Source organism: Gracilibacillus pellucidus, from assembly GCF_033949965.1.
GTDB lineage: Bacteria > Bacillota > Bacilli > Bacillales > Amphibacillaceae > Gracilibacillus > Gracilibacillus pellucidus.
Window position 1 is genome coordinate 180,927 of the sequence record NZ_JAWZSR010000003.1, and the last position, 21,159, is coordinate 202,085.

General features: G+C 36.1%; 17 protein-coding genes and 1 pseudogene. 9 read left to right on the forward strand and 9 right to left on the reverse strand.

Annotated features, from left to right (window positions below; translation table 11 throughout):
* Positions 1 to 106 precede the first annotated feature (106 nt).
* Genes SH601_RS06515 through nagA form a run of 3 tightly spaced genes read right to left on the reverse strand, consistent with a single transcriptional unit; the run spans position 107 to position 2,741 of the window.
* Entirely contained in the window at positions 107 to 829 is a 723-nt protein-coding gene (locus SH601_RS06515) for a GntR family transcriptional regulator (protein ID WP_319957465.1), read from the reverse strand.
* Positions 819 to 1,565, reverse strand: a complete 747-nt coding sequence (gene nagB, locus SH601_RS06520; protein WP_319957466.1) for a glucosamine-6-phosphate deaminase — start codon at positions 1,563 to 1,565, stop codon at positions 819 to 821. The genes SH601_RS06515 and nagB overlap by 11 nt, the downstream gene beginning before the upstream one ends.
* Before the next feature lie 3 nt (positions 1,566 to 1,568).
* Positions 1,569 to 2,741, reverse strand: a complete 1,173-nt coding sequence (nagA, locus tag SH601_RS06525) for an N-acetylglucosamine-6-phosphate deacetylase (RefSeq protein ID WP_319957467.1) — start codon at positions 2,739 to 2,741, stop codon at positions 1,569 to 1,571.
* Between the two features lie 316 nt (positions 2,742 to 3,057).
* Here nagA and nagE point away from each other — a divergent pair, with 316 nt between their 5' ends.
* Positions 3,058 to 4,512, forward strand: a complete 1,455-nt coding sequence (gene nagE / locus SH601_RS06530; protein WP_319957703.1) for an N-acetylglucosamine-specific PTS transporter subunit IIBC — start codon at positions 3,058 to 3,060, stop codon at positions 4,510 to 4,512.
* A 636-nt stretch (positions 4,513 to 5,148) separates the two neighbouring features.
* Here the strand turns inward: nagE and SH601_RS06535 are convergent.
* Positions 5,149 to 5,430, reverse strand: a complete 282-nt coding sequence (locus SH601_RS06535) for a hypothetical protein (RefSeq protein ID WP_319957468.1) — start codon at positions 5,428 to 5,430, stop codon at positions 5,149 to 5,151.
* A gap of 4 nt (positions 5,431 to 5,434) precedes the next feature.
* Complete coding sequence (locus SH601_RS06540) at positions 5,435 to 5,638, reverse strand: helix-turn-helix transcriptional regulator (RefSeq protein WP_319957469.1); 204 nt, start codon at positions 5,636 to 5,638, stop codon at positions 5,435 to 5,437.
* 286 nt (positions 5,639 to 5,924) lie between these two features.
* On the opposite strand from SH601_RS06540, the pseudogene SH601_RS17610 reads away from it, so the two are divergent.
* Both SH601_RS17610 and SH601_RS06545 read left to right on the forward strand, forming a co-directional pair.
* Positions 5,925 to 6,047 (forward strand): annotated as a pseudogene (locus SH601_RS17610) (IS3 family transposase); the annotation flags it as partial.
* 283 nt (positions 6,048 to 6,330) lie between these two features.
* Positions 6,331 to 8,226: a PrkA family serine protein kinase gene (locus SH601_RS06545; RefSeq protein WP_319957470.1), complete on the forward strand. Its 1,896-nt coding sequence runs from the start codon at positions 6,331 to 6,333 to the stop codon at positions 8,224 to 8,226.
* A gap of 478 nt (positions 8,227 to 8,704) precedes the next feature.
* Here the strand turns inward: SH601_RS06545 and panF are convergent, their stop codons facing one another.
* The 3 genes from panF to SH601_RS06560 form a co-directional block, all read right to left on the reverse strand.
* Positions 8,705 to 10,132, reverse strand: a complete 1,428-nt coding sequence (panF, locus tag SH601_RS06550; RefSeq protein WP_319957471.1) for a sodium/pantothenate symporter — start codon at positions 10,130 to 10,132, stop codon at positions 8,705 to 8,707.
* Positions 10,129 to 10,404, reverse strand: coding sequence for a YhdT family protein (locus tag SH601_RS06555; protein WP_319957472.1), 276 nt, complete (start codon positions 10,402 to 10,404; stop codon positions 10,129 to 10,131). Before SH601_RS06555 ends, panF begins: the two co-directional genes overlap by 4 nt.
* Positions 10,405 to 10,510: 106 nt before the next feature.
* A complete protein-coding gene (locus SH601_RS06560) occupies positions 10,511 to 11,299 on the reverse strand; it encodes a sulfite exporter TauE/SafE family protein (RefSeq protein ID WP_319957473.1) in 789 nt (262 codons plus the stop codon).
* A 383-nt stretch (positions 11,300 to 11,682) separates the two neighbouring features.
* Between SH601_RS06560 and SH601_RS06565 the strand changes: the two genes are divergently transcribed.
* From SH601_RS06565 to SH601_RS06585, 5 genes are all read left to right on the forward strand, one after another.
* Positions 11,683 to 14,553: a 2-oxoglutarate dehydrogenase E1 component gene (locus SH601_RS06565; RefSeq protein WP_319957474.1), complete on the forward strand. Its 2,871-nt coding sequence runs from the start codon at positions 11,683 to 11,685 to the stop codon at positions 14,551 to 14,553.
* A complete protein-coding gene (gene odhB / locus SH601_RS06570) occupies positions 14,540 to 15,781 on the forward strand; it encodes a 2-oxoglutarate dehydrogenase complex dihydrolipoyllysine-residue succinyltransferase (RefSeq protein ID WP_319957475.1) in 1,242 nt (413 codons plus the stop codon). The genes SH601_RS06565 and odhB overlap by 14 nt, the downstream gene beginning before the upstream one ends.
* 268 nt (positions 15,782 to 16,049) lie before the next feature.
* Complete coding sequence (yhbH, locus tag SH601_RS06575) at positions 16,050 to 17,204, forward strand: sporulation protein YhbH (RefSeq protein WP_319957476.1); 1,155 nt, start codon at positions 16,050 to 16,052, stop codon at positions 17,202 to 17,204.
* A gap of 151 nt (positions 17,205 to 17,355) precedes the next feature.
* Positions 17,356 to 17,844, forward strand: coding sequence for a hypothetical protein (locus SH601_RS06580; protein WP_319957477.1), 489 nt, complete (start codon positions 17,356 to 17,358; stop codon positions 17,842 to 17,844).
* Positions 17,845 to 17,962: 118 nt separating this feature from the next.
* Positions 17,963 to 19,153: a NupC/NupG family nucleoside CNT transporter gene (locus SH601_RS06585; protein ID WP_319957478.1), complete on the forward strand. Its 1,191-nt coding sequence runs from the start codon at positions 17,963 to 17,965 to the stop codon at positions 19,151 to 19,153.
* Between the two features lie 40 nt (positions 19,154 to 19,193).
* Here SH601_RS06585 and SH601_RS06590 read toward each other — a convergent pair whose 3' ends face one another.
* Positions 19,194 to 19,691, reverse strand: a complete 498-nt coding sequence (locus tag SH601_RS06590; RefSeq protein ID WP_319957479.1) for a kinase — start codon at positions 19,689 to 19,691, stop codon at positions 19,194 to 19,196.
* A 394-nt stretch (positions 19,692 to 20,085) separates the two neighbouring features.
* Between SH601_RS06590 and SH601_RS06595 the strand changes: the two genes are divergently transcribed.
* Positions 20,086 to 21,156 carry an undecaprenyldiphospho-muramoylpentapeptide beta-N-acetylglucosaminyltransferase gene (locus SH601_RS06595; protein ID WP_319957480.1) on the forward strand — a complete coding sequence of 357 codons (1,071 nt, stop codon included), beginning with the start codon at positions 20,086 to 20,088 and terminating at the stop codon, positions 21,154 to 21,156.
* Positions 21,157 to 21,159: the final 3 nt, after the last annotated feature.

A 21,159-nucleotide genomic window follows, 5' to 3' on the forward strand; every position in this document is an offset into this window, starting at 1 on the left:
TCTCACTCTATATACCGTGTTATTCTTCTCTATTATAGCGAATTCTATCCTCTTTGTGAAGAATTATTTGGATGCGTTTTTTACCATATGATATAAGCATTCTGCATTATCTGTCTAAATCTAAAATGAATTTATATTGATCTGCTCGATAAGCGGACTGAACAACTTCAAAAATAGTTCCGTCCACAAGTTTGGTTATTCTAGTAATAGATAAAATGGGGGATTCTTCAGGTATTTCTAGTAACGTGCTTTCCTCTTCATTAGCAAGTGTTGCTTCAAATATTTGACGTGCTTTTCCTAGTTTTAATGCTAATTCCTCTTCTACATATTGATAGATAGAATGTTGTACGATATCATCAGTCAAACCTTTCATTAAATTTGCTGGTATATAGGTTCGTTCTAGTGCCATTGGAATATTTTCAGCCAATCGAATTCGTTTTATTTCATACACAGGTGTGTGCGCAGCAATGTGTAATTGTTCTGAGATTTCTGTCGTTGCTGGAACTATTTCGAAATGGACTAATTTATTACTTGGTTTCATTCCTCTGACCTTCATATCTTCTGTAAAGCTAGTTAGCCCGTTTAAGTGTTGTTCAAACTTTCGCTCGGTGATAAATGTACCTCTTCCTTTAATTCGTTTTAAATAATGCTCATTTACAAGGTTGGTAATGGCTTGTCTTACTGTCATTCTACTTACGTTTAGTTGTTCGGCATATTCACGTTCAGACGGAAGCGCATCGCCTGGCTGATATTCTCCATTTTCGATTTTGGCCTTGATGTGTTCCTCTATTTGATGATATATCGGGACTTGTGATTGTTTATCGATCATTAGCCTCTCTCCTCATAAAAGTGATATTGCCGAGCGCCTCTTCATCAGCAATAATCGTCACATTTTCATGTGTGTTGAGAATCGATGCAGGGAATTGTTCGTCTATTTTTCCGTGCATTAATTGCTCGAGTGCAGCATTTTTTGCCTTTCCTGAAACAAGTACGAGAATTTCTTTACTTTTCATGATTGAAGCAATTCCCATAGTAATGGCTTGTTTTGGAACTTCTTCTATCGAATCAAAAAAGCGTGCATTCGCTTCGATTGTGGAAGGTTCTAGCGAAACGATATGTGTGTGTCGCTCGAAAGATGTGCCTGGTTCATTAAAGCCGATGTGACCATTTTGACCTAATCCAAGTAGTTGTAGATCAATCCCGTTATGTTGTTTGATTTTTTGTTCATATGATCTGCATTCTTCTAATAAATCTTCTGCAAAACCATTTGGGAGAAAGATTTGCTCAGTAGGGATGTTTACTTTGCTGAAGAGATGCTTGTTCATATAATAATGGTAGCTATTTGGGTTAGTTGGTGATAAACCAATATACTCGTCTAAATTAAAGGTTGTTACATGTTCAAAAGATGTTTGGGTATCTTCCGATAAATAAGCATACGTTTGCTCGGGAGTCCCACCCGTAGCTAACCCTAATGTAATTGCTGGATGTTCATTTATTTTATCTTGTAGTATATTTGCTGCTATTTTACTCATTTCTTGATAATCTTTTGCACGAATGATTTTCATGTATTAGTTCATCCTTTCATAAGCAATGTTTCCGCGACAAATTGTAAGTGCTATTTCATTATTTTCATCTAATAAAACGATATCGGCATCTTTGTCCTCTGTAAGCGTCCCTTTTCGATCGATTAGTCCTAATTCTTTTGCGGCATTTGTCGAAGTAACAGCAATCGCTTCTTCAAAAGAACAATCAGTGAATTGTAGGATATTTTTGAATGCATCGTTAAGTTTTAATGTACTTCCGGCTAAAGTTCCGTCTGCTAATCTTGCTTGTTCCTTTTCGACGAAAACTTCTTGTCCACCTAGGTCATAGCGTCCATCTGGTAAACATTTAGCTCGCATTGCATCAGTGATTAAGATCAATCTATCCTTGCCAATTGTTTTAAATGCTATATTGACTGCTTCAAAGTCTGAATGGATTCCATCCGCAATAAGTTCTACCTTCAGAGCTTGTTCAAGCCATGCTGCTCCAACGACACCTGGTTCACGATGGTGAAAACCACGCATTTGGTTATATAAATGGGTAATGTGAGACAAGCCATGTGGAATCGCTTCTTGGATTTGCTTAGCTGTAGCATCTGTATGTCCCGCAGAAGCGATGATTCCTTTTTTATGTAAATACTCGATTAGTTCCGTTCCACCCGTTTCTTCTGGAGCTAATGTTACTAGTTTAATTTGCTCGTTAGCTAAACTGTTCCATTTTTGAAAAAGTGCTACATTTGGTTGTTGAATATGTTCTTCAGGTTGTGCACCTTTTCTTTTTTTATTAACAAAAGGTCCTTCTAAGTGAATACCGATAACTTCTGCTGCGTTAGCTTGTTGTGATTGCATATATCGACTTGCGGTAGTCAATGCGTGCTCGATCGCATCTTCCGCTTGTGTCATGGTTGTTGCTAGAAAAGAAGTTGTTCCTTCTTTTGGTAGTATATTTGCCATTGTTTGTAGTGCTTCGCGTGTTCCGTCCATTACATCCGCACCATTAGCGCCATGGATATGGATATCGATAAAACCTGGGATTGCTTTTAACGATTGATTAGCGAAGTCAAGTATGTGATAGTCGTCTTCTGAAGTTAATTGGTCGAGTGTTCCTATTTCTTTAATAGTGTGCTGCTCCACTTTTATATAACCTTGTTTGATGACATGCTTTTCTGTGTAAATCTCTATATTTTTGATGAGTAGCATATGTCTCCCACCTTTCCGTCAATAGTTGGTAATTAAATCATATCAATTTAATATATAGTTGTCTATACCAATGGCTTTTAACGAAAAGAGAAAGTGTACAAGTCCTTGTTTTTATAGGGAAAATTCTGGTTATTAATGGTATAGACAACTTATGGTGTGTATGGTAATATGTTTTTTGATTAGAAATCTAGCTAAAATAAGACATAACGAAATACATAATTTTTTGTGCGGATATTTACCTGTGATGAAAATTTATCAAGCGTTTTATATATAAGGAAGAAAACATAATTAACAGATGGAGGAATCATTCATTATGATAATGAAATATTTGCAAAATATAGGTCGGTCGCTTATGTTACCTGTTGCAGTATTACCAGCTGCTGCAATATTAATGGGGATTGGTTATTGGATGGACCAAGAAGGCTGGGAAGCCGTGAATCGAATCTCCGCATTTTTAGTTTCGGCAGGAGAAGCAATTATTTCTACAGAGAGTATGGCTGTTTTGTTTGCTGTAGGGATTGCCTTCGGTATGTCAAAAGATAAGGACGGTTCCGCAGCATTAAGTGGATTAGTATCCTACTTAGTCATCACTACTCTATTGTCAGTAGATTCTGTCGCATCGTTGCAAGCTGTTGATTCTAGTAATGTAAATGTTGCTTTTGATAATATTGAAAATCAATTTATCGGTATAATATCCGGTATCATCGCTTCTGTTATGTATAATCGATTTAGTCATGTCAGGTTACCTGCTGCCTTTTCTTTCTTTAGTGGCAAGCGATTAGTACCAATCATGACAGCGGTGACTAGTTTAGTTGTCTCTGCTATTTTATTCTTTGTATGGCCAGCATTGTATTCTGGCTTGGTATCGTTTGGTAAAGCAATTATTGATTTAGATGCGATTGGGGCAGGATTATACGGATTCTTTAATCGAATTTTAATCCCTACTGGACTTCATCACGCATTAAACTCCGTATTTTGGTTTGATGTTGCGGGAATTAATGATATAGCAAGTTTTTGGTCTGGACAAGGAGAAAAAGGGGTTACTGGTATGTACATGGCTGGTTACTTCCCGATTATGATGTTCGGTCTACCAGCAGCAGCATTAGCGATGTATCATACCGCAAATTCGAAGAAAAAGAAAACCGCTGCTTCTTTATTATTAGCTACTGGTTTTGCTTCATTCTTTACAGGTGTAACGGAACCACTTGAGTTTTCATTTATGTTCTTAGCACCAGCATTATATGTTGTTCACGCTGTAATAACAGGAATTTCCTTAGGTGTAGCAGCTGCGTTTGATTGGACAGCAGGTTTCGGGTTTAGTGCAGGTCTGATTGATTTTGTGTTAAGTTCAGGTTTACCATTAGCAAACAAACCATATATGCTAATTGTTCAAGGATTAGTAGTAGCGGTGGTATATTATGTATTATTCCGTTTCCTAATTACCAAATTTAATTTAAAAACACCAGGTCGTGAAGAGGACGAAGATGAAACAGAAACGGCAGAAGAACAAGACTCATCAGATGATAAAATCACCATAATGGCGAAGGAAATCTACGCTGGATTAGGTGGAGATGAGAATGTGGAAATATTAGATAACTGTGTGACGAGGTTGAGACTTGAAGTGAAGGATATGGATGCAGTTGACCAACAACGAATTAAAAATACAGGTGTCCCAGGTGTTAATATTGTCGGAAAAAACAGTATTCAAGTTGTAGTAGGAACACAAGTCCAATTTGTAGCAGACGAAATAAAGAAAATACGTAAACGATAAAGTAGTGAAAAGCATGGAGGAGTCTCCATGCTTTTTTTGTTTAGAAGAGATAAGCATAAGAATAGAGAGAAAATGGGGTAGAAAGTGTAGATAAAAGAGTTTATGAACAGGATGAAGATTAGATGGGCTACTTCATCAAAAGATTGGAGAAAAAATTCTATGTAACGGATTTTTCGCTTTTAGAAAGAATATTTATCATGTCAGAGATAGTGAGTTCTACGCTAAAGAAACTTCTTGTCATGGAGAATTACGTGATGAAATTTGTTGGTAGAGGAATGTATTTTATCCCAGCCAATACAATTCAAGTATTGGACTAGCTAGAATTCTCTAAGCTGGTAAAAAGATAAGGTTACATGGCACTTTAAATGAAACTGAAAATGCTAAAAAAATAATGAAATCCTTTCATGTTGTTTCCGTATCAAGCTCAAAAAAGGATAGAGGAAACAGTGCATTATACAGAGATTATATTGAAATGAGCATGGATGATAAACCTAATGATGTTCTATCGGTTTTACCCCAAGAGTGATATATAGTAACGAGACTGGAACTATAGATATTGAAGTTAAGCCAACATAGCATATAATCGACTAAAGTTATTTTTAAAGGTCTAGTTATCTTATCACAATCTCGTTATTCTTACTTTTTCTTAAAATATAAAAAGATAGCTCCTATTAGACTATTAAGAAGTGCTAACCAAAGAATAATATCTAATGCTAATTTATTAGTAACGAATTCTTTACTATTTAATGTAGTAATAATTATTATGCCAAGAAAAAGTACGGCGTACATAACATTTACCATCTGTAATCGAATTATATAACCTCTTTCATCGCGTCCTTCGCGGCTACCTCCAAAACTAAAAATATAAATAAAAGAAATAAATATCAAACCTAATGGAATAAGTAGTAGATAATTCATTTTTTCACTCCTCTTCTGAATATAAAAAGACATCTGTTATTTTTACATTGAATGCATAAGCAATTTTAAAAGCTAGTGTAACGGAAGGGGTGTATTTGTTTCTTTCAATGTTAGCTATAGTTTGACGACTGACATTAACTCGATCTGCTAATTTTTGTTGAGTCCACCCTTTTTCAGCCCTATAAACAACTAAGCGATTCTTTAGCAATTTCTATTTCCTCCTTAATACTCTTTAGTAAATCGTAAAGTATTTTTGTCTGATTGTAAAGTATTTTTATTATTATTCCATAATATAGGTATTTGAGCTTTGGAATTATAAATATTTTAATCCAGATTATTTTATTAAGAAAATAGAGGGAATCACTTCTTTTTATTTTGGTTGTTAAAACTCTTGGATAAATGATCATAATTATGAATACGACAAATAAATATGCTGTTGTGCACATCTTGTTTGCCTTAAACTACATGGAAACAAAGTAATAAAATCATAATAAATCTATGACTTCATTGAAAAGCATCGACACGAATTCGGTGTAGCGAAGATGTGCCAAGAATTGGGTGTGTCTAAAAGTGGTTATTATGAATGGAGAGATCGACCTCAGAGTGAACAAGGAAAGTGAAAAAATATAAGGCGAAGACTAATTCCAATCATTCATACCCAAGTTTATTAAATCAACAGTTTCAAGTGGATAGTGTAGATTAAATTTGATCGTAAAGATAGATGCATTAATCCTCCTTGTAATAAATTCATGATTTTCCCTCACTGTTACCTTATTCATTTTTTCCTATATACCTACATAGATATAGATAAAGTAATTATTATAATTATCTAAAAATGAATATAGTCGTTTTCGTAAGATAAAAGGGGTTCACTTTACATTACTGGGAGGTCGTTCTTTAATGGATATTTTAAGTAAACTAGAAGATTATCGCCATACACAAGATGCGTTAAAATGGGAAGGAACTTTTGCAGAGTATTTGGAATTATTAAAAGAAAAGCCGTATCTTGCTCAATCTGCTCATTCTCGAATATACCAAATGATTAAAGAAGAAGGTGTAGAGGAGAAGGATGGTGAGCGAACGTATCGTTTTTTCAGTGAAGAATTATTTGGTTTAGAAGAGGCGCTTGAAAAATTGGTGGAAGAATATTTCCATCCAGCAGCCAAACGATTAGATGTGAAAAAACGTATTTTATTATTGATGGGACCTGTCAGTGGTGGGAAGTCTACATTAGTTACATTACTGAAAAGAGGGCTAGAAAAGTATTCCTTAACGGAAAAAGGAGCAGTATACGCGATTAAAGATTGCCCTATGCATGAGAATCCATTACATCTTATTCCTCAACATTTAAGAGCGGACTTTGAAAAAGAATATGGCATAAAGATTGAAGGTAACTTATCACCATTAAATAGATTACGTCTAGACGAAGATTATAATGGAAAAATAGAAGATGTCATGGTGGAGCGAATCTTTTTCTCTGAAGATAAAAGAGTCGGAATTGGTACGTTTAGTCCGTCAGATCCGAAGTCACAAGATATTGCTGACTTAACTGGATCGATTGACTTTTCAACGATTGCTACTTACGGTTCGGAATCAGATCCTAGAGCATATCGGTTTGATGGTGAATTAAATAAAGCAAATCGTGGTCTAATGGAATTCCAAGAAATGTTAAAGTGTGATGAAAAATTCCTTTGGCATTTACTTTCGTTAACACAAGAGGGGAATTTTAAAGCAGGAAGGTTTGCTTTAATTTCTGCAGATGAAATGATTTTAGCTCACACGAATGAGACAGAATATCGCTCGTTTATTTCTAACAAAAAAAATGAAGCATTACATTCTAGGATGATTGTGATGCCTATTCCATATAATTTAAAGCTCAATCAAGAAGAACGTATTTACCAGAAAATGATCGAAGAAAGTGATATTGAAGATGTGCATATTGCGCCACATACATTAAGAATTGCAGCGATGTTCACGATTCTGACTAGGTTAAAAGAATCGAAAAAAAGCAATGTCAGTCTGTTGAAGAAGCTATACTTATATAACGACCAAGATGTCGAAGGATTTAGTGATCAAGATGTGCATATGATGAAGAAGGAGTATGCAGATGAAGGAATGTCAGGAATTGATCCACGTTATGTCATTAATCGAATATCATCCACCATTATTCGTAAAGAGATGCAATCAATTAATGCACTTGATGTACTGAGATCCTTGAAAGATGGATTGGATGACCATCCATCGATAACGAAGGAACAAAAAGAAGACTATTTAGATTTTATTTCCGTAGCACGTAAGGAATATGATGAACTAGCGAAAAAAGAAGTACAAAAAGCGTTTGTCTATTCTTATGAAGAGTCTGCTAAAACATTAATGGATAATTATTTGGATAATGTAGAAGCTTTCTGTAACAAGACGAAGCTACAAGATCCACTTACAGGTGAAGAAATGCATCCTGACGAAAAATTAATGCGTTCAATTGAAGAACAAATTGGTATATCAGAAAACGCGAAAAAAGCGTTCCGTGAAGAAATCTTAATTAGAATTTCAGCATATGCAAGAAAAGGGAAGAAATTCGATTATCAATCACACGAACGTCTACGTGAAGCAATCCAGAAGAAGTTGTTTGCAGACTTAAAAGATATTGTAAAAATAACTACATCCACCAAAACACCAGATGAGCAGCAATTGAAGAAAATGAATGAAGTGGTCGCGACATTAGTAGAAGAATATGGTTACACTTCACAATCTGCCAACGACCTATTGAAATATGTAGGTAGCCTTTTAAACCGGTAAATAAAAAATTCAATCAGCGGGAGGTCTAAACTCCCGCTGATTAATAGTGAATGAAAACCGTAAGTTACTCTTTTGCTCACAGACATAACTCGATCCAAAAGCAAAGTTAAGTCCATGAGAAAGAGTCTCATGGACACAACTCGATCCAAAAGCAAAGTTAAGTCCATGAGAAAGAGTCTCATGGACACAACTCGAATCAAAAGCAAAGTTATGTCTATGAGAAAGAGTCTCATGGACACAATTCAGAGTGAAAGCAAAGTTATGTCTATGAGAAAGAGTCTCATGGACACAACTCGAATCAAAAGCAAAGTTATGTCTATGAGAAAGAGTCTCATGGACACAATTCAGAGTGAAAGCAAAGTTATGTCTATGAGAAAGAGTCTCATGGACGCAACTCGAGCCAAAAACAAAGTTATGTCCATGAGAAAGCATCTCAAGGACATAACTTCAAGAAAAGAAACTTAATTATCCAACAAGCTTAAACAATCTTTTTACCAAGGCTTAAACTTGCTCCAACATAGGCGATAAGTGATAGCCCAATCGATGAGACAACAGAGTGCATACCGAATGGTTCTGGATAAAAGGCTTGGAATAAAATATAGGATGTAAAGCCGATCACAATTGCAGCGATAGCTCCGTATTTATTTCCTTTTTTCCAATAAAGTCCCATGACTACTGGCCAAATAAAGGCTGCTTCTAATCCACCAATGGTATAAAGATTTAACCAAATAATTAAGTCTGGTGGATTTATTGCTAGTAAATAGACGATAAAACCGAGTATTGCTGTAACGGTCATACTTAACTTACGCACTTGTTTCTTAGGTGCATTTGGTTTTATATAATTAATATAGACATCTTTTACAATCGTTGAACTTACTAATAAAAGTAAAGAATCGACTGTAGACATAATGGCTGCTAATGGAGCGGCAAGTACAATACCTGCTAACCATGGTGGCAATACCTCTAAAGCAACCAAAGGTATGACGGTATCTCCAACTTCAATCCCAGGTAAAATAGGTCGCGCAAATACACCGATTAAATGCATATTTAGCATAATGACACCAACAACAATTGTCCCGATAATTAAGGCACGATGAAAAGCTTTTGTACTTTTGTAAGACATCGCTCTTACGACTATTTGTGGTAATGCGACTACCCCAACGCCGACAAGTATCCAATAAGAGGATACGTAAGAAGCGGTCAGTGTTCCATCTGCTCCATATGGTGTTATAAGATTAGGGTTTTCACCACTAAGATCAGCCATAATGGACGAAATACCACCACCAGCAACAATAATCGATCCTAGTAAGATGAAAGTTCCGATTACCATGATCGTACCTTGAATTGAATCTGTTAGTGTGACAGCACGAAAGCCACCAAATGTTACATAGATAAGTACTGTTACAACAAAAATAAGTAATGCGGAATGGTAAGACAAACCTGTAACAGATTCAATTAATCTTCCTCCACCAATCCACTGGGCCGCCATAGCAGAAAATAAAAAGATAATAATGCTAAAGGAAGACAATAATACAACCCATTTAGATTGATAACGTTCTTTCAAGAAATCGACCATTGTAACAGCTTTATATTTTTTCGCGACAATCGCAAACCTCTTTCCAAGGATCATTAAGGTGAAATACCCTGTTGAAACTTGTGTAACAGATAGTAATACCCAACCTAACCCTTCTGTATAGGCGACTCCAGGCCCGCCGATAAAACTACTAGCACTTCCGTAAGTCGCAGTCATCGTCATTGCTAGGACGAATCCTCCTAGACTTCGACCACCTAAATAATAATCTTCCATAAAGGAATTGCTCGATTTAGCCGTTCTACTTGCCAACAATCCAATAATAAAGATAATGGCAACAGAACTAAATAACATAATTGTTGCAGTTGTATTCATCGTTTCTCATACTCCTCATCATCTAATGGTAAGTCTGTGAAAAAAAATTTCACAATAATAATGACTAGAACAGAAATGAGGATAATTCCTACGATACAACTATAGAAAAACCATGCTGGAAATCCGAATATGTATTGGTAATTTGATGGATCCTCTTTTCCAAAGCCATAGGCAAATGCGAACCACCAAGTAAAATGAAACAATACTAAGCCAACACCAATCAGTGCTTCGCGATTAGCAATTTGAAAAGCATGTTTATTTTGTTTTTTCATTCTACAATCTCCTTATCCATAAAATGCTTTTTATAAAAGTAAATCATAATAATAGGTGTAAGGCAATAGAAAGAGAGTAGGAACTATTGGGATAAAATAACAATTTTTACTGTGATGTATGGAAAAAATTATAGATATTAATGAACATAATACAAAAAATCGTCACATTGAACACTTTCATAATTTGGTTCGTGTTAATCAAAATAGCAAAGCGTGAACCGAGTAACCCTCCTAATGCACCTCCAATAATCATAGCTGGTAGCATGTGTAGTTGATAAGATGACCAATTATTTCCGAATACAATGACAGATATTGCTGCTAGTTGTGAAAAGAAAATAATAAAAACAGAATTAATCGTTGCTTGTTTCGTATTCATGGAAAAAAGCCAGCACAAAATAGCTACATTTAATGGTCCCCCGCCAATTCCTAAAAAAGCTGACAGAATACCAAGCAAGAAGCCAATCGCAACAATAGATGTAGGATGCGAGAGTTTATATGTAGTAAAAAGATGCCGAAAATTCATTAAAATTAAAATGATGACCATAATACCAACCAACATTGCTGACTGGATTTGCCCAACAATCTGATTGGTGACTATTTCCTGTTCAATAAGGAAACGGAAGATGAATTTTCCGATTAATCCACCATTAATAGAACCAATTGCAATATATAGACTTTGTGTTTTGTCGATTTGCTTGCGAAACTGTTTAGAACTTATTAAAGAAACGACTGCCATCATAAAGACAGTGAAGACTGAGAGTACACTGATTGATTGCAGATTATAATCGCCTAATAAATCTAAAAGTGGCTTGATGATAATTCCTCCACCAAGACCAGCAATGGCACCAATTAGAGTTGCAATAAACCCTAATAAAAAATAGATAAAATATAACATGTTGTTCTCCTTTAAATATCACTGCAATGATTGTACCATGCTTTTATCACAGTGCAAATGTCCATAAAACCTTCACCTTAAGCTTCGAGTTACAAGTAGTATAATCCGAAGCTAACTACTACTAAATGAAGTTTCAATTAATATAGAAGGGGTGTAAAATGACAACGTTCACAAAATAGGACGGAATGTTTGTTTTAGCGCATAATAATTGGCTATTTGCCGCTTTTGAGCTACTAATAAAACTTTTCTGAAAAATCGTCATTTATCTGTTGTTTCGCTGGTTAAAATAGGTTATATTTATTGTGTAATGATTTATTCATTACAACATTTGGATGGGAGTTTATTATAGCGGGAGAAAGTGACTTCTAATGGGGGTATAAGACGTGACACAGCAGGGATCCAGTGAAAAATTCTGGAAAAAATTTTACGGCCCTAATATGGGTTATGTACAAGAGCAGTATGAGCTTTACTTGGAAGATAAAGATTCTGTTGATTCATCCCTGAAAGAAATGTTCGATCAATACGGAGCTCCAAAAGAGTTTGCCAAAGGACAGCAAAAAGAGGTGGCTAGTGGAACCGGCTTATCATCTGAAATAAGTGCGAAACATGTAACCTCAGCGATCAAACTTGTTGAGGCTATTCGTCGTTACGGTCATTTGAAAGCGGATATTTATCCGGTGGGATCGGGTGTATCAAGCGACACAACACTTGTGGATCCAGGCTACTACAATTTGGATAAAACGGTTTTGGAAGCGATTCCGTCAGAGTGGGTTTGGGATAATAATGTCACTGGGGTGAACAATGCACAAGAAGTAGTTGATTATTTATTAGCTCAATATGCAGGAACTATTTCGTTTGAATATGATCATGTTAATAATGATAAAGAACGTATATGGTTTCAAGAAAACATTGAGTCTGGTAAGTATCGTTTACCTTTTAATCAAGATGAGAAGAAACAATTACTTGAACAAATTATCGATGTAGAAGGTTTTGAAAACTTTCTAGCCAAAACATTTGTTGCACAAAAACGTTTTTCTATTGAAGGATTGGAAATGATGGTTCCGATTCTTGAGAAAATTGTGCAAAATTCCTTTTATGATGAGACGGAAGAAATTTTGATGGGGATGGCTCACCGTGGTAGGTTAAGTGTTTTAACACATATTCTAGGTAAGCCATATGATAAGTTATTCTCTGAGTTTCATCCTTCAGCAGACAAGGAATTAGTACCCTCTTCACCAGGTTCAAAAGCCATTACATATGGTTGGACTGGTGATGTGAAATATCATTTTGGTGCCAAGCGTGATGTCGGTAAAGAAAAACCATCACCAACCAAAATTACATTAGCACACAACCCTTCACACTTGGAATTTGTTAATCCAGTAGTAGAAGGTTTTACAAGAGCAGCGCAAGATTTTCGTTTCCAAAATGGGGCACCAGTACAAGATGTAAATAAAGCATTTAGTATTTTAATTCACGGTGATGCTGCTTTTATTGGGGAAGGTGTAGTAGCGGAAACGTTTAACTTAAGCGACCTTGAAGGCTATCGTACAGGTGGAACACTACATATTATCGCAAATAATTTAGTAGGCTTTACAACAGGTCAACTCCAAGGTCGTTCGACTAGATATGCAAGTGATTTAGCGAAAGGCTTTGAAGTACCAATTATTCATGTTAATGCAGATGATCCAGAAGCTTGTATTTCAGCTGCTACATTGGCTTATGACTATCGTAAAAAGTTTCAAAAGGATGTATTAATCGATTTAGTCGGTTATCGTCGTTATGGTCACAATGAAATGGATGAGCCAAGAGCAACACAACCGAAGTTATATCAATCAATTGATAATCATCCAACTGTTGCAAAAGTATATGCTAATAGATTACGAGAAGACGGTATTATAACAGATACAACATTTGAAGAAATGACAGAAGCTGTTTTTAATAAATTGCAAGGTATATATGACGAGATGACAGAAAGCGTTAATGAGAATCCAGAAGCATTGCCGGTACCGCAAGCATTACGGAATGGATTGAGTGATATCGAAACGGCCGTGTCAAAAGAAACATTGCTTTCACTCAATAAAGGATTGTTAAAACGACCGGAAGGATTCCAACCGTTTAAGAAGCTGGAAAAAATATTGACTAAACGTCATCAAACATTTGAAAAAGAAGAAAAAGCAGACTGGGCAGTTGCGGAATCACTAGCATTTGCATCTATTTTGCATGATGGTATTCCAATTCGAATGTCTGGTCAAGATTCAGAACGTGGTACATTTGCACACCGTCATTTGAAATTACATGATGTTGAGACAAATGATACGTATTGTCCAATGCATGGATTGGAAGAGGCAAAAGCCACCTTTGATATCCACAACAGTCCGCTATCAGAAGCTGCTGTTTTAGGTTTTGAATACGGGTATAGTGTAAAGGCACCGAAAACATTAGTTATTTGGGAAGCGCAGTTCGGTGATTTTGCTAATGCTGGCCAAGTAATTTTTGATCAATTTATCTCCTCAGGTCGAGCGAAATGGGATGAGCGTTCTAATATGGTTATGCTTCTCCCACATGGCTATGAAGGCCAAGGCCCTGAACATTCTAGTGCAAGAGTCGAGCGTTTCTTAACGATGGCAGCAGAAAATAACTGGATTGTTGCCAACGTGACAACTAGTGCGCAACTCTTTCATTTATTAAGACGTCAAGCGGCTTTAGTGGATAGTGAAGCATCTCGTCCATTAGTTGTTTTTACACCAAAAAGTCTATTAAGAAGTCCGAAGGTAGCATCTGGTATGGAGGAATTTACAAACGGTAAGTTCCAAACAGTAATTCCACAGCCTGGATTAGCGTTAGCATCGAAAAAAGCTAAGCGATTGTTGATCGGTACAGGGAAGGTTATGGTAGACATTCAGGATAGAATGAATGAAAACCTAGAAAAATATGAAGATATTCATGTTGTTCGTTTAGAGCAAATGTATCCTTTACCTGAAAAGAGAATTCAGGCTGTCATTGATGGATGTTCTCAACTAGAAGAGATCGTCTGGGTACAAGAAGAGCCACGTAATATGGGAGCGTGGAATTTCGTGAAGGAATTACTCTTCAAAATGCTAGAAGATACGAAGCTATCATTACATTATGTTGGACGGACAGAACGTTCATCGCCATCAGTTGGTGATCCACACATTCATAAAGCAGAACAAAGACGCATTGTAAAAAGAGCATTAGACCTATCTGAAGGAGGAGTTACCAATGAAGGAAATTAAAGTTCCAGAATTAGCAGAATCTATTACAGAAGGTACAATAGCTGAATGGTTAGTTAATAAAGGGGATTCCGTTGAGAAAGGTGATCCTGTTTGTGAGCTAGAAACAGATAAAGTAAATGTGGAAGTAAATGCTGATTATTCAGGTGTTATTGCAGAATTTGTTAGAGATGAAGGTGACGATGTGGAAGTTGGCGAGATAATCGCTAAAATAGATGAAAATGGTGAAGCAACTAGTGAAGACTCACCAGATACAAGTAGTTCAGAAGAAGAGAAAGTAGAAGAACCAGCGAAGCCAGAATCACCAAGTGAAAAAGCGTCAGAACCAGAAAAAACTGATGCCCCTCAAAGAGTTATTGCATCACCTGCAGCAAGAAAAAGAGCTCGTGAGTTAGGGATTGACTTAAATGAAGTAACTCCTTCTGATCCATTAGGTCGTATTCGTCCAGAAGATGTAGAAAGTAAGTCGAAAACACCAAAAACAGCAAGTAAATCGGAGCAGACTAGTAGTTCAAAAGAAGAGTTTGATAAACCAGTAGAACGAGAGAAGATGACTCGTCGTCGTCAAACAATAGCTAATCATCTTGTTGACGCACAACACAGCGCAGCAATGCTTACTACTTTTAATGAAGTAGATATGACAGCAGTAATGAAGCTGCGTAGCGAACGAAAAGAGAAATTTCAAGAAAAGCATGGTATCAAACTTGGTTTTATGTCGTTCTTTACAAAAGCAGTAGTTAGTGCTCTAAAAGAATTCCCATACTTAAATGCAGAGATTCAAGAAAATGAAATTGTCAAAAAGAAATTTTATGATATAGGGATTGCGGTTTCTACGGATGATGGTTTAGTTGTTCCAGTTGTTCGAGATGCTGACCGCTTAGATTTTGCAGGGATTGAGTCATCCATCGCTGATTTAGGAACAAAAGCGAATAATAAAGAATTACAAATCAGTGATTTGCAAGGCGGTTCATTTACGATTACAAATGGTGGTATTTTTGGTTCGTTATTATCAACACCGATATTAAACGCTCCACAAGTCGGAATATTAGGCATGCATTCTATCCAGAAACGTCCGATTGTCATGCCGGATGACTCCATTGAAGTACGTCCAATGATGTATATCGCATTATCCTATGATCACCGAATTGTAGACGGGAAAGAAGCCGTTCAATTCCTAGTACGAGTAAAACAATTATTAGAAGATCCATATGATTTGTTATTAGAAGGTTGATAGAAAAGTACCTACCTATTTCATACGGTAGGTACTTTTTTGATGGATCTAAAATAAAGGAAAAGAGCTGAAAGTGTACATGAAAATGGTTTACTCTTAAAGTTACTTTCTCATGGAACTTTGCTTTAACAAAAGTATAGAAAGTGTAATAGAAAATATGTATCGTTCTTTCATCTATTAACATGCATTTAATTTTTTATCAATAATGTTTAATCATCCTTTGTCTTGTTGCATACAATAAAATAATACAAACGAAGGAGGGGATTAGATGACTGATGGTAATTTTGTAATTGCGGAAGAAGATTGGTCCCTCCATCGAAAAGGGTTCGATGACCAAAAACGACATCAAGACAAAATAAAAGAAGTAATCAAAAAGAAACTACCGGAAATCGTTAGTGAAGAAAATATTATTATGTCTCGTGGTAAAGAGATTATTCGTATCCCAATTCGTTCGTTAGACGAATATAAAATTCGTTATAGCCAATCGAAAAACAAGCATGTTGGGCAAGGAAAAGGGGACAGCCAAGTTGGGGATGTTGTTGCAAAAGATCCACAACAGGCAAGCAAAGGACAAAAAGGTGAAGAAGCTGGAAATCAACCTGGAGCAGACTATTATGAGGCTGAAGTCGATTTTGAAGAGGTAGAGGAGGCTTTCTTCGCGCAGCTATCCTTACCAAACCTAATGGAGAAAGAAAAAGATAATATTATTATTACTGATGTAGAATTTCGTGACATACGTAAGAAAGGCTTAACGGGAAATATTGATAAGAAAAGAACGATGATGGCCTCCTATAAAAGAAATGCTTTAGAAGGAAATCCATCTTTTGCACCAATTTATCCGGATGATTTACGATTTAAAACATGGGATAACGTGGAGAAACCTGAATCGAAAGCAGTTATAATAGCTATAATGGATACGAGTGGTTCGATGGGGAAATGGGAAAAGTATATGGCACGAAGCTTTTACTTTTGGATGGTGAGATTTTTACGGAAAAAATATGAGACAGTAGAGGTTGAATTTATTGCTCATCATACAGAAGCAAAAGTAGTAGATGAAGAATCCTTCTTTACAAAAGGGGAAAGCGGTGGGACGATTTGCTCTTCTGCTTATCGTAAGGCGCTCGAGTTAATTGACGATAAATATCCTGCCAGTCGTTATAATATTTATCCGTTTCATTTTTCAGATGGTGATAATTTAACTTCCGATAATAGGAGAGCAGTAGAAGCGGTATATCAACTATTAGAGCATGCGAGTATGTTTTGTTATGGGGAAGTAAATCAATACAATCGGTATTCAACATTAATGCAAGCATTTAAAGCAATAGACCATCCAAGGTTTATGAAATATGTATTAAAAAATAAAGAGGATGTCTTCTATGCGATGAAGCATTTCTTTCATGAGGATCATGTCGGTGTTCAATAACACCGGCATTTTTTAGTGCAAAATAGTAAAAAAGTATGACTAATATTCCTTATTGGTGCTATAATAAGTGCGAAATATATAGAATATGAAACTTTATCATGAGTTAAAACGTCTATTTAGTAAGATCACTATTTAATGGAGGAAGACAAGTATGAAGATTTTGCAGCATGTGTTGGCAGTTAGTATGATTCTGTTGCTTGTAGTTGGGTGTAATAGCCAATCTACTGTTCCAGAAGGCTTTTATTCGTATGAAAAAGAACAAATTAAAGAAGCCATTGATGAATTAGATTTTAGTCCTGAGTTACCATCTTATGTTCCAGTTGCTGCAGATATACTTGTCACCGATCATTTTTATATAGGAGAGCAAGAGGATGAAGCGTTTGATATAACGATGTTTACACAAGATAATGACATTTTCACCATCCAATTAATAAATGGACAGCCATATCAAGACAATAGTAATTTTGAGCCTATTTTCATACAGGATTCTTTAGAAGGTTATTACCAAGATCAAGTCTATTCTAAGACATTACGTTGGGAAAAAGAAGGGATTACTTATCAAATGATTTATCGACCAAGTGAACAATCTCTTTCTCAAGATATGTTACAGAAAGTTGCGGAATCGTTTGAAACTTCTTAATTTTCGGACTTTAAAAAAACCTTCCCCAGGAAAACTGTTTCATGCTAAAATGAAGTGTGAAAATTCGTGATAGGGGTATCATCATATCATTAATCATTTTGCTTGAGGAGGAAAAGTAGTGGGGATTTTATTTGGGATATTAGCAATTATTCTTGTACTTGCTATAGGTTTTGCGATGTCAAATGATCGAAAAAACATTAATTATGTCGGAATTGGATTAATGCTTCTTGCACAACTTATAACGACATGGTTTATGTTTATGACAACAATTGGGGAGAAAGTGATTAACGGCATTACTGCTGGATTCAATAAATTAATTGAGTTTGCCAACGAAGGTGTTTCTTTCGTCTTAGGTGGACTAGCTATCGAAGAAGGAGCATCTGTATTCTTCTTTAATGTGTTGTTAATTATTATTTTCTTTTCGACTTTATTAGCTGTTCTTACTCACTTAAAAATCTTGCCGTTTATTATCAAATATATCGGTTGGGTAATTTCGAAAATTACCGGATTACCAAAGGTAGAATCGTTTAATGCAGTTAATAGTATGTTTTTTGGACAGTCAGAAGCGATTATAGCGATCAAATCACAGTTTCGTCATCTAGACAATAATCGACTTTATATCGTAAGTGCTTCAGCAATGGGGTCTGTTTCAGCTTCAATTATTGGTTCCTATATTCAAATGTTGCCAGCGCAATATGTATTAGTGGCGATTCCGTTGAATATGTTTAGTTCACTTATTGTCGCTTCCTTAATTGCACCAGTCAAAGTGAAGAAAGAGGAAGACATAGTAGATGTGAAAAATGTATCAGAAGCGAAAAGCTTTTTCGAGGCAATGGGTAATGGTGCATTAGATGGTGGTAAAGTAGCGCTTATCGTTGGTGCCATGTTAATTGCTTTCATGGGAGCGTTAGAGTTTGCGAACTGGGCATTTGCATCTATCTTTGCCGGTGTGACATTACAACAAGTTCTTGGTTATATCCTTGCTCCAATTGGCTTCTTAATGGGTATTGCGCCAGGTGAAGCTGTACAAGCCGGTAGTATTATGGGGACGAAGATTATTACGAATGAATTTGTTGCAATGCTTGACTTACAGCCATTAGTAGGTGAGCTTTCAGAGAAAACGGTTGGTGTTGTGACAGTATTCCTTACTAGCTTCGCAAACTTCTCTTCCATTGCGATTATTGCTGGTACTGTACAAGGGATTGACCGTGAAAAAGGTGCCAAAGTGTCCAAAGTTGGTATGAAGTTGCTAATCGGTGCAACGTTAGGGTCTATTCTATCTGCTACTATTGCAGGTTTATTCCTTTAAAAAGTAAAATGAAATGGGAGTATATCTATTGTATATACTCCTATTTTTTGTCTAAGTCATGCAAAATAATGTCTAATATTTCATCATTTGACATATTACTTGTTAAACATTTTTCTCCCTTTAAGCACAGATAATCGGCAGGTCTCCACCAAGCACGTAAGGATTCTTCGCCAAATTCCTCCTTCTTGTCACGTAGTTGATGACGACGGACCGTTTCTTCAAATGGTAAATCAAAATAATAAGCAAATGTGTGGTCAAATGAATGAGATAATTTCTTTAACATTTCTCCATAATAGTTTTCATAGAGAATCCCTTCTACAATTACATGTTCACATTGATTCCTTCCGAATGCAGCAATTTGTTGAATAAGGTCGATAGCAAGGTTCCCTTCTGTATCACGCACCATTAACATCTCGCGACGAACGGCATCCTGTGATATGAGAAGTGTCCCTCTTCCTAATGTTTTTTGCACGCTTTTGGCAGTAGTGGTTTTACCGCTACCAGAATTCCCACGAATGATAATCAGATTTGTTTTCATTTTTTCCCTCCATCGTAAAATTCCCATTGAGTGAAGTCTCCATTTAGATTATAGCATTATTTTTTTGCGATACATACTTGCATGAATAGAATGTATATCAGTATAATCAAAAGGAATGTTATTTTATCACGGTGCAAACGTCCGTAATATCCCCACTTCAAGATTCGAGTTCAAACAAAGAAGCGAAGATGGGGGATAAACGGACACTAACGCCCTGATAAGTTTCACTAACAATCAGTGGGAGTCAAAACTCCCACTGATTGAAGTCTCACTTTATCACGGTGCATGACTCCGTAAAACTCTACAGTAAGCTTCGAATTAAAATAAGAAATAGGCGAATTGTTAAATACTGAATATATGTAAGGTTAGATAAACAGAGAGGACGAATTTATTTATGACCACTAAACAAATTATTTTTACCGGCGGTGGTACAGCAGGACACGTCATGGTTAACTTGGCGATTATTCCTGAATTTATCAAAGACGGCTGGACGGTTGATTATATTGGATCGAAAAATGGGATTGAGAAAGATTTAATTGAACCATTGGAGGGTGTTACCTACCACCCGATTTCTACTGGGAAGTTAAGACGCTATTTCTCAAAAGAAAATTTTAAAGATCCATTTAAAGTATTAAAAGGAACATGGCAAGCACACCGAATTATTGGCAAGAAAAAACCGGCTGTTATTTTTTCCAAAGGGGGATTTGTTTCTGTTCCTGTTCTAGTAGCAGCGCGAATGCGCGGTGTTCCGGCAGTTATTCATGAATCAGATTATACGCCAGGGCTTGCGAATAAATTAGCCATTCCTTTTGCAAAAAAAGTATTAGCTACTTTTCCAGAGACGGTTCAATACCTTCCAGAGCAAAAAGCCGAGTGGATAGGAGCGGTTGTTCGAGAAGAGCTTTTCACAGGTAAAAGGGAAAAAGGATATGAATTAACAGGATTTACAAATCAAAAAAACGTTCTGTTAATCATGGGCGGTAGTGTTGGATCGAAAAAAATTAATGAAGCTGTCCGAGAAGGGCTTGATGAACTGTTAGAGCAGTTCCAAATCATTCATATTTGTGGAAAAGATAATATAGATGAACAATATAATCGTGAAGGCTATGTACAGTATGAATATGTGCAAGATGAGCTGAAAGATTTGCTAGTAATAACAGACTTAGTGTGCTCACGTGCTGGAGCAAATTCGATTTTTGAATTTTTAGCATTAAATAAACCGATGTTACTAATTCCGCTATCTCTTCAGGCAAGTCGTGGGGACCAAATCGTTAATGCGAAATCATTTAGAAAACAAGGCTATGCCAAAGTTCTAGAAGAAGAAAACTTAACAACAGAATCACTTGTTACTACGTTATCTGAACTGAAAAAGGATAAATATGAGATGAAAGATACGATGAACAATTATCGATCAAGTGAAGCGAAACAAAAAGTAATGGATATGATTAAAGGGCAAGTGAAATGACAG

Bases quoted from the DNA above. Each gene is read 5' to 3' on its own strand.
- SH601_RS06515 (WP_319957465.1), bottom strand. From the start codon at position 829: ATGATCGATAAACAATCACAAGTCCCGATATATCATCAAATAGAGGAA.
- nagB (WP_319957466.1), bottom strand. From the start codon at position 1,565: ATGAAAATCATTCGTGCAAAAGATTATCAAGAAATGAGTAAAATAGCA.
- nagA (WP_319957467.1), bottom strand. From the start codon at position 2,741: ATGCTACTCATCAAAAATATAGAGATTTACACAGAAAAGCATGTCATC.
- SH601_RS06535 (WP_319957468.1), bottom strand. From the start codon at position 5,430: ATGAATTATCTACTACTTATTCCATTAGGTTTGATATTTATTTCTTTT.
- SH601_RS06545 (WP_319957470.1), top strand. From the start codon at position 6,331: ATGGATATTTTAAGTAAACTAGAAGATTATCGCCATACACAAGATGCG.
- panF (WP_319957471.1), bottom strand. From the start codon at position 10,132: ATGAATACAACTGCAACAATTATGTTATTTAGTTCTGTTGCCATTATC.
- SH601_RS06555 (WP_319957472.1), bottom strand. From the start codon at position 10,404: ATGAAAAAACAAAATAAACATGCTTTTCAAATTGCTAATCGCGAAGCA.
- SH601_RS06560 (WP_319957473.1), bottom strand. From the start codon at position 11,299: ATGTTATATTTTATCTATTTTTTATTAGGGTTTATTGCAACTCTAATT.
- odhB (WP_319957475.1), top strand. From the start codon at position 14,540: ATGAAGGAAATTAAAGTTCCAGAATTAGCAGAATCTATTACAGAAGGT.
- yhbH (WP_319957476.1), top strand. From the start codon at position 16,050: ATGACTGATGGTAATTTTGTAATTGCGGAAGAAGATTGGTCCCTCCAT.
- SH601_RS06580 (WP_319957477.1), top strand. From the start codon at position 17,356: ATGAAGATTTTGCAGCATGTGTTGGCAGTTAGTATGATTCTGTTGCTT.
- SH601_RS06590 (WP_319957479.1), bottom strand. From the start codon at position 19,691: ATGAAAACAAATCTGATTATCATTCGTGGGAATTCTGGTAGCGGTAAA.
- SH601_RS06595 (WP_319957480.1), top strand. From the start codon at position 20,086: ATGACCACTAAACAAATTATTTTTACCGGCGGTGGTACAGCAGGACAC.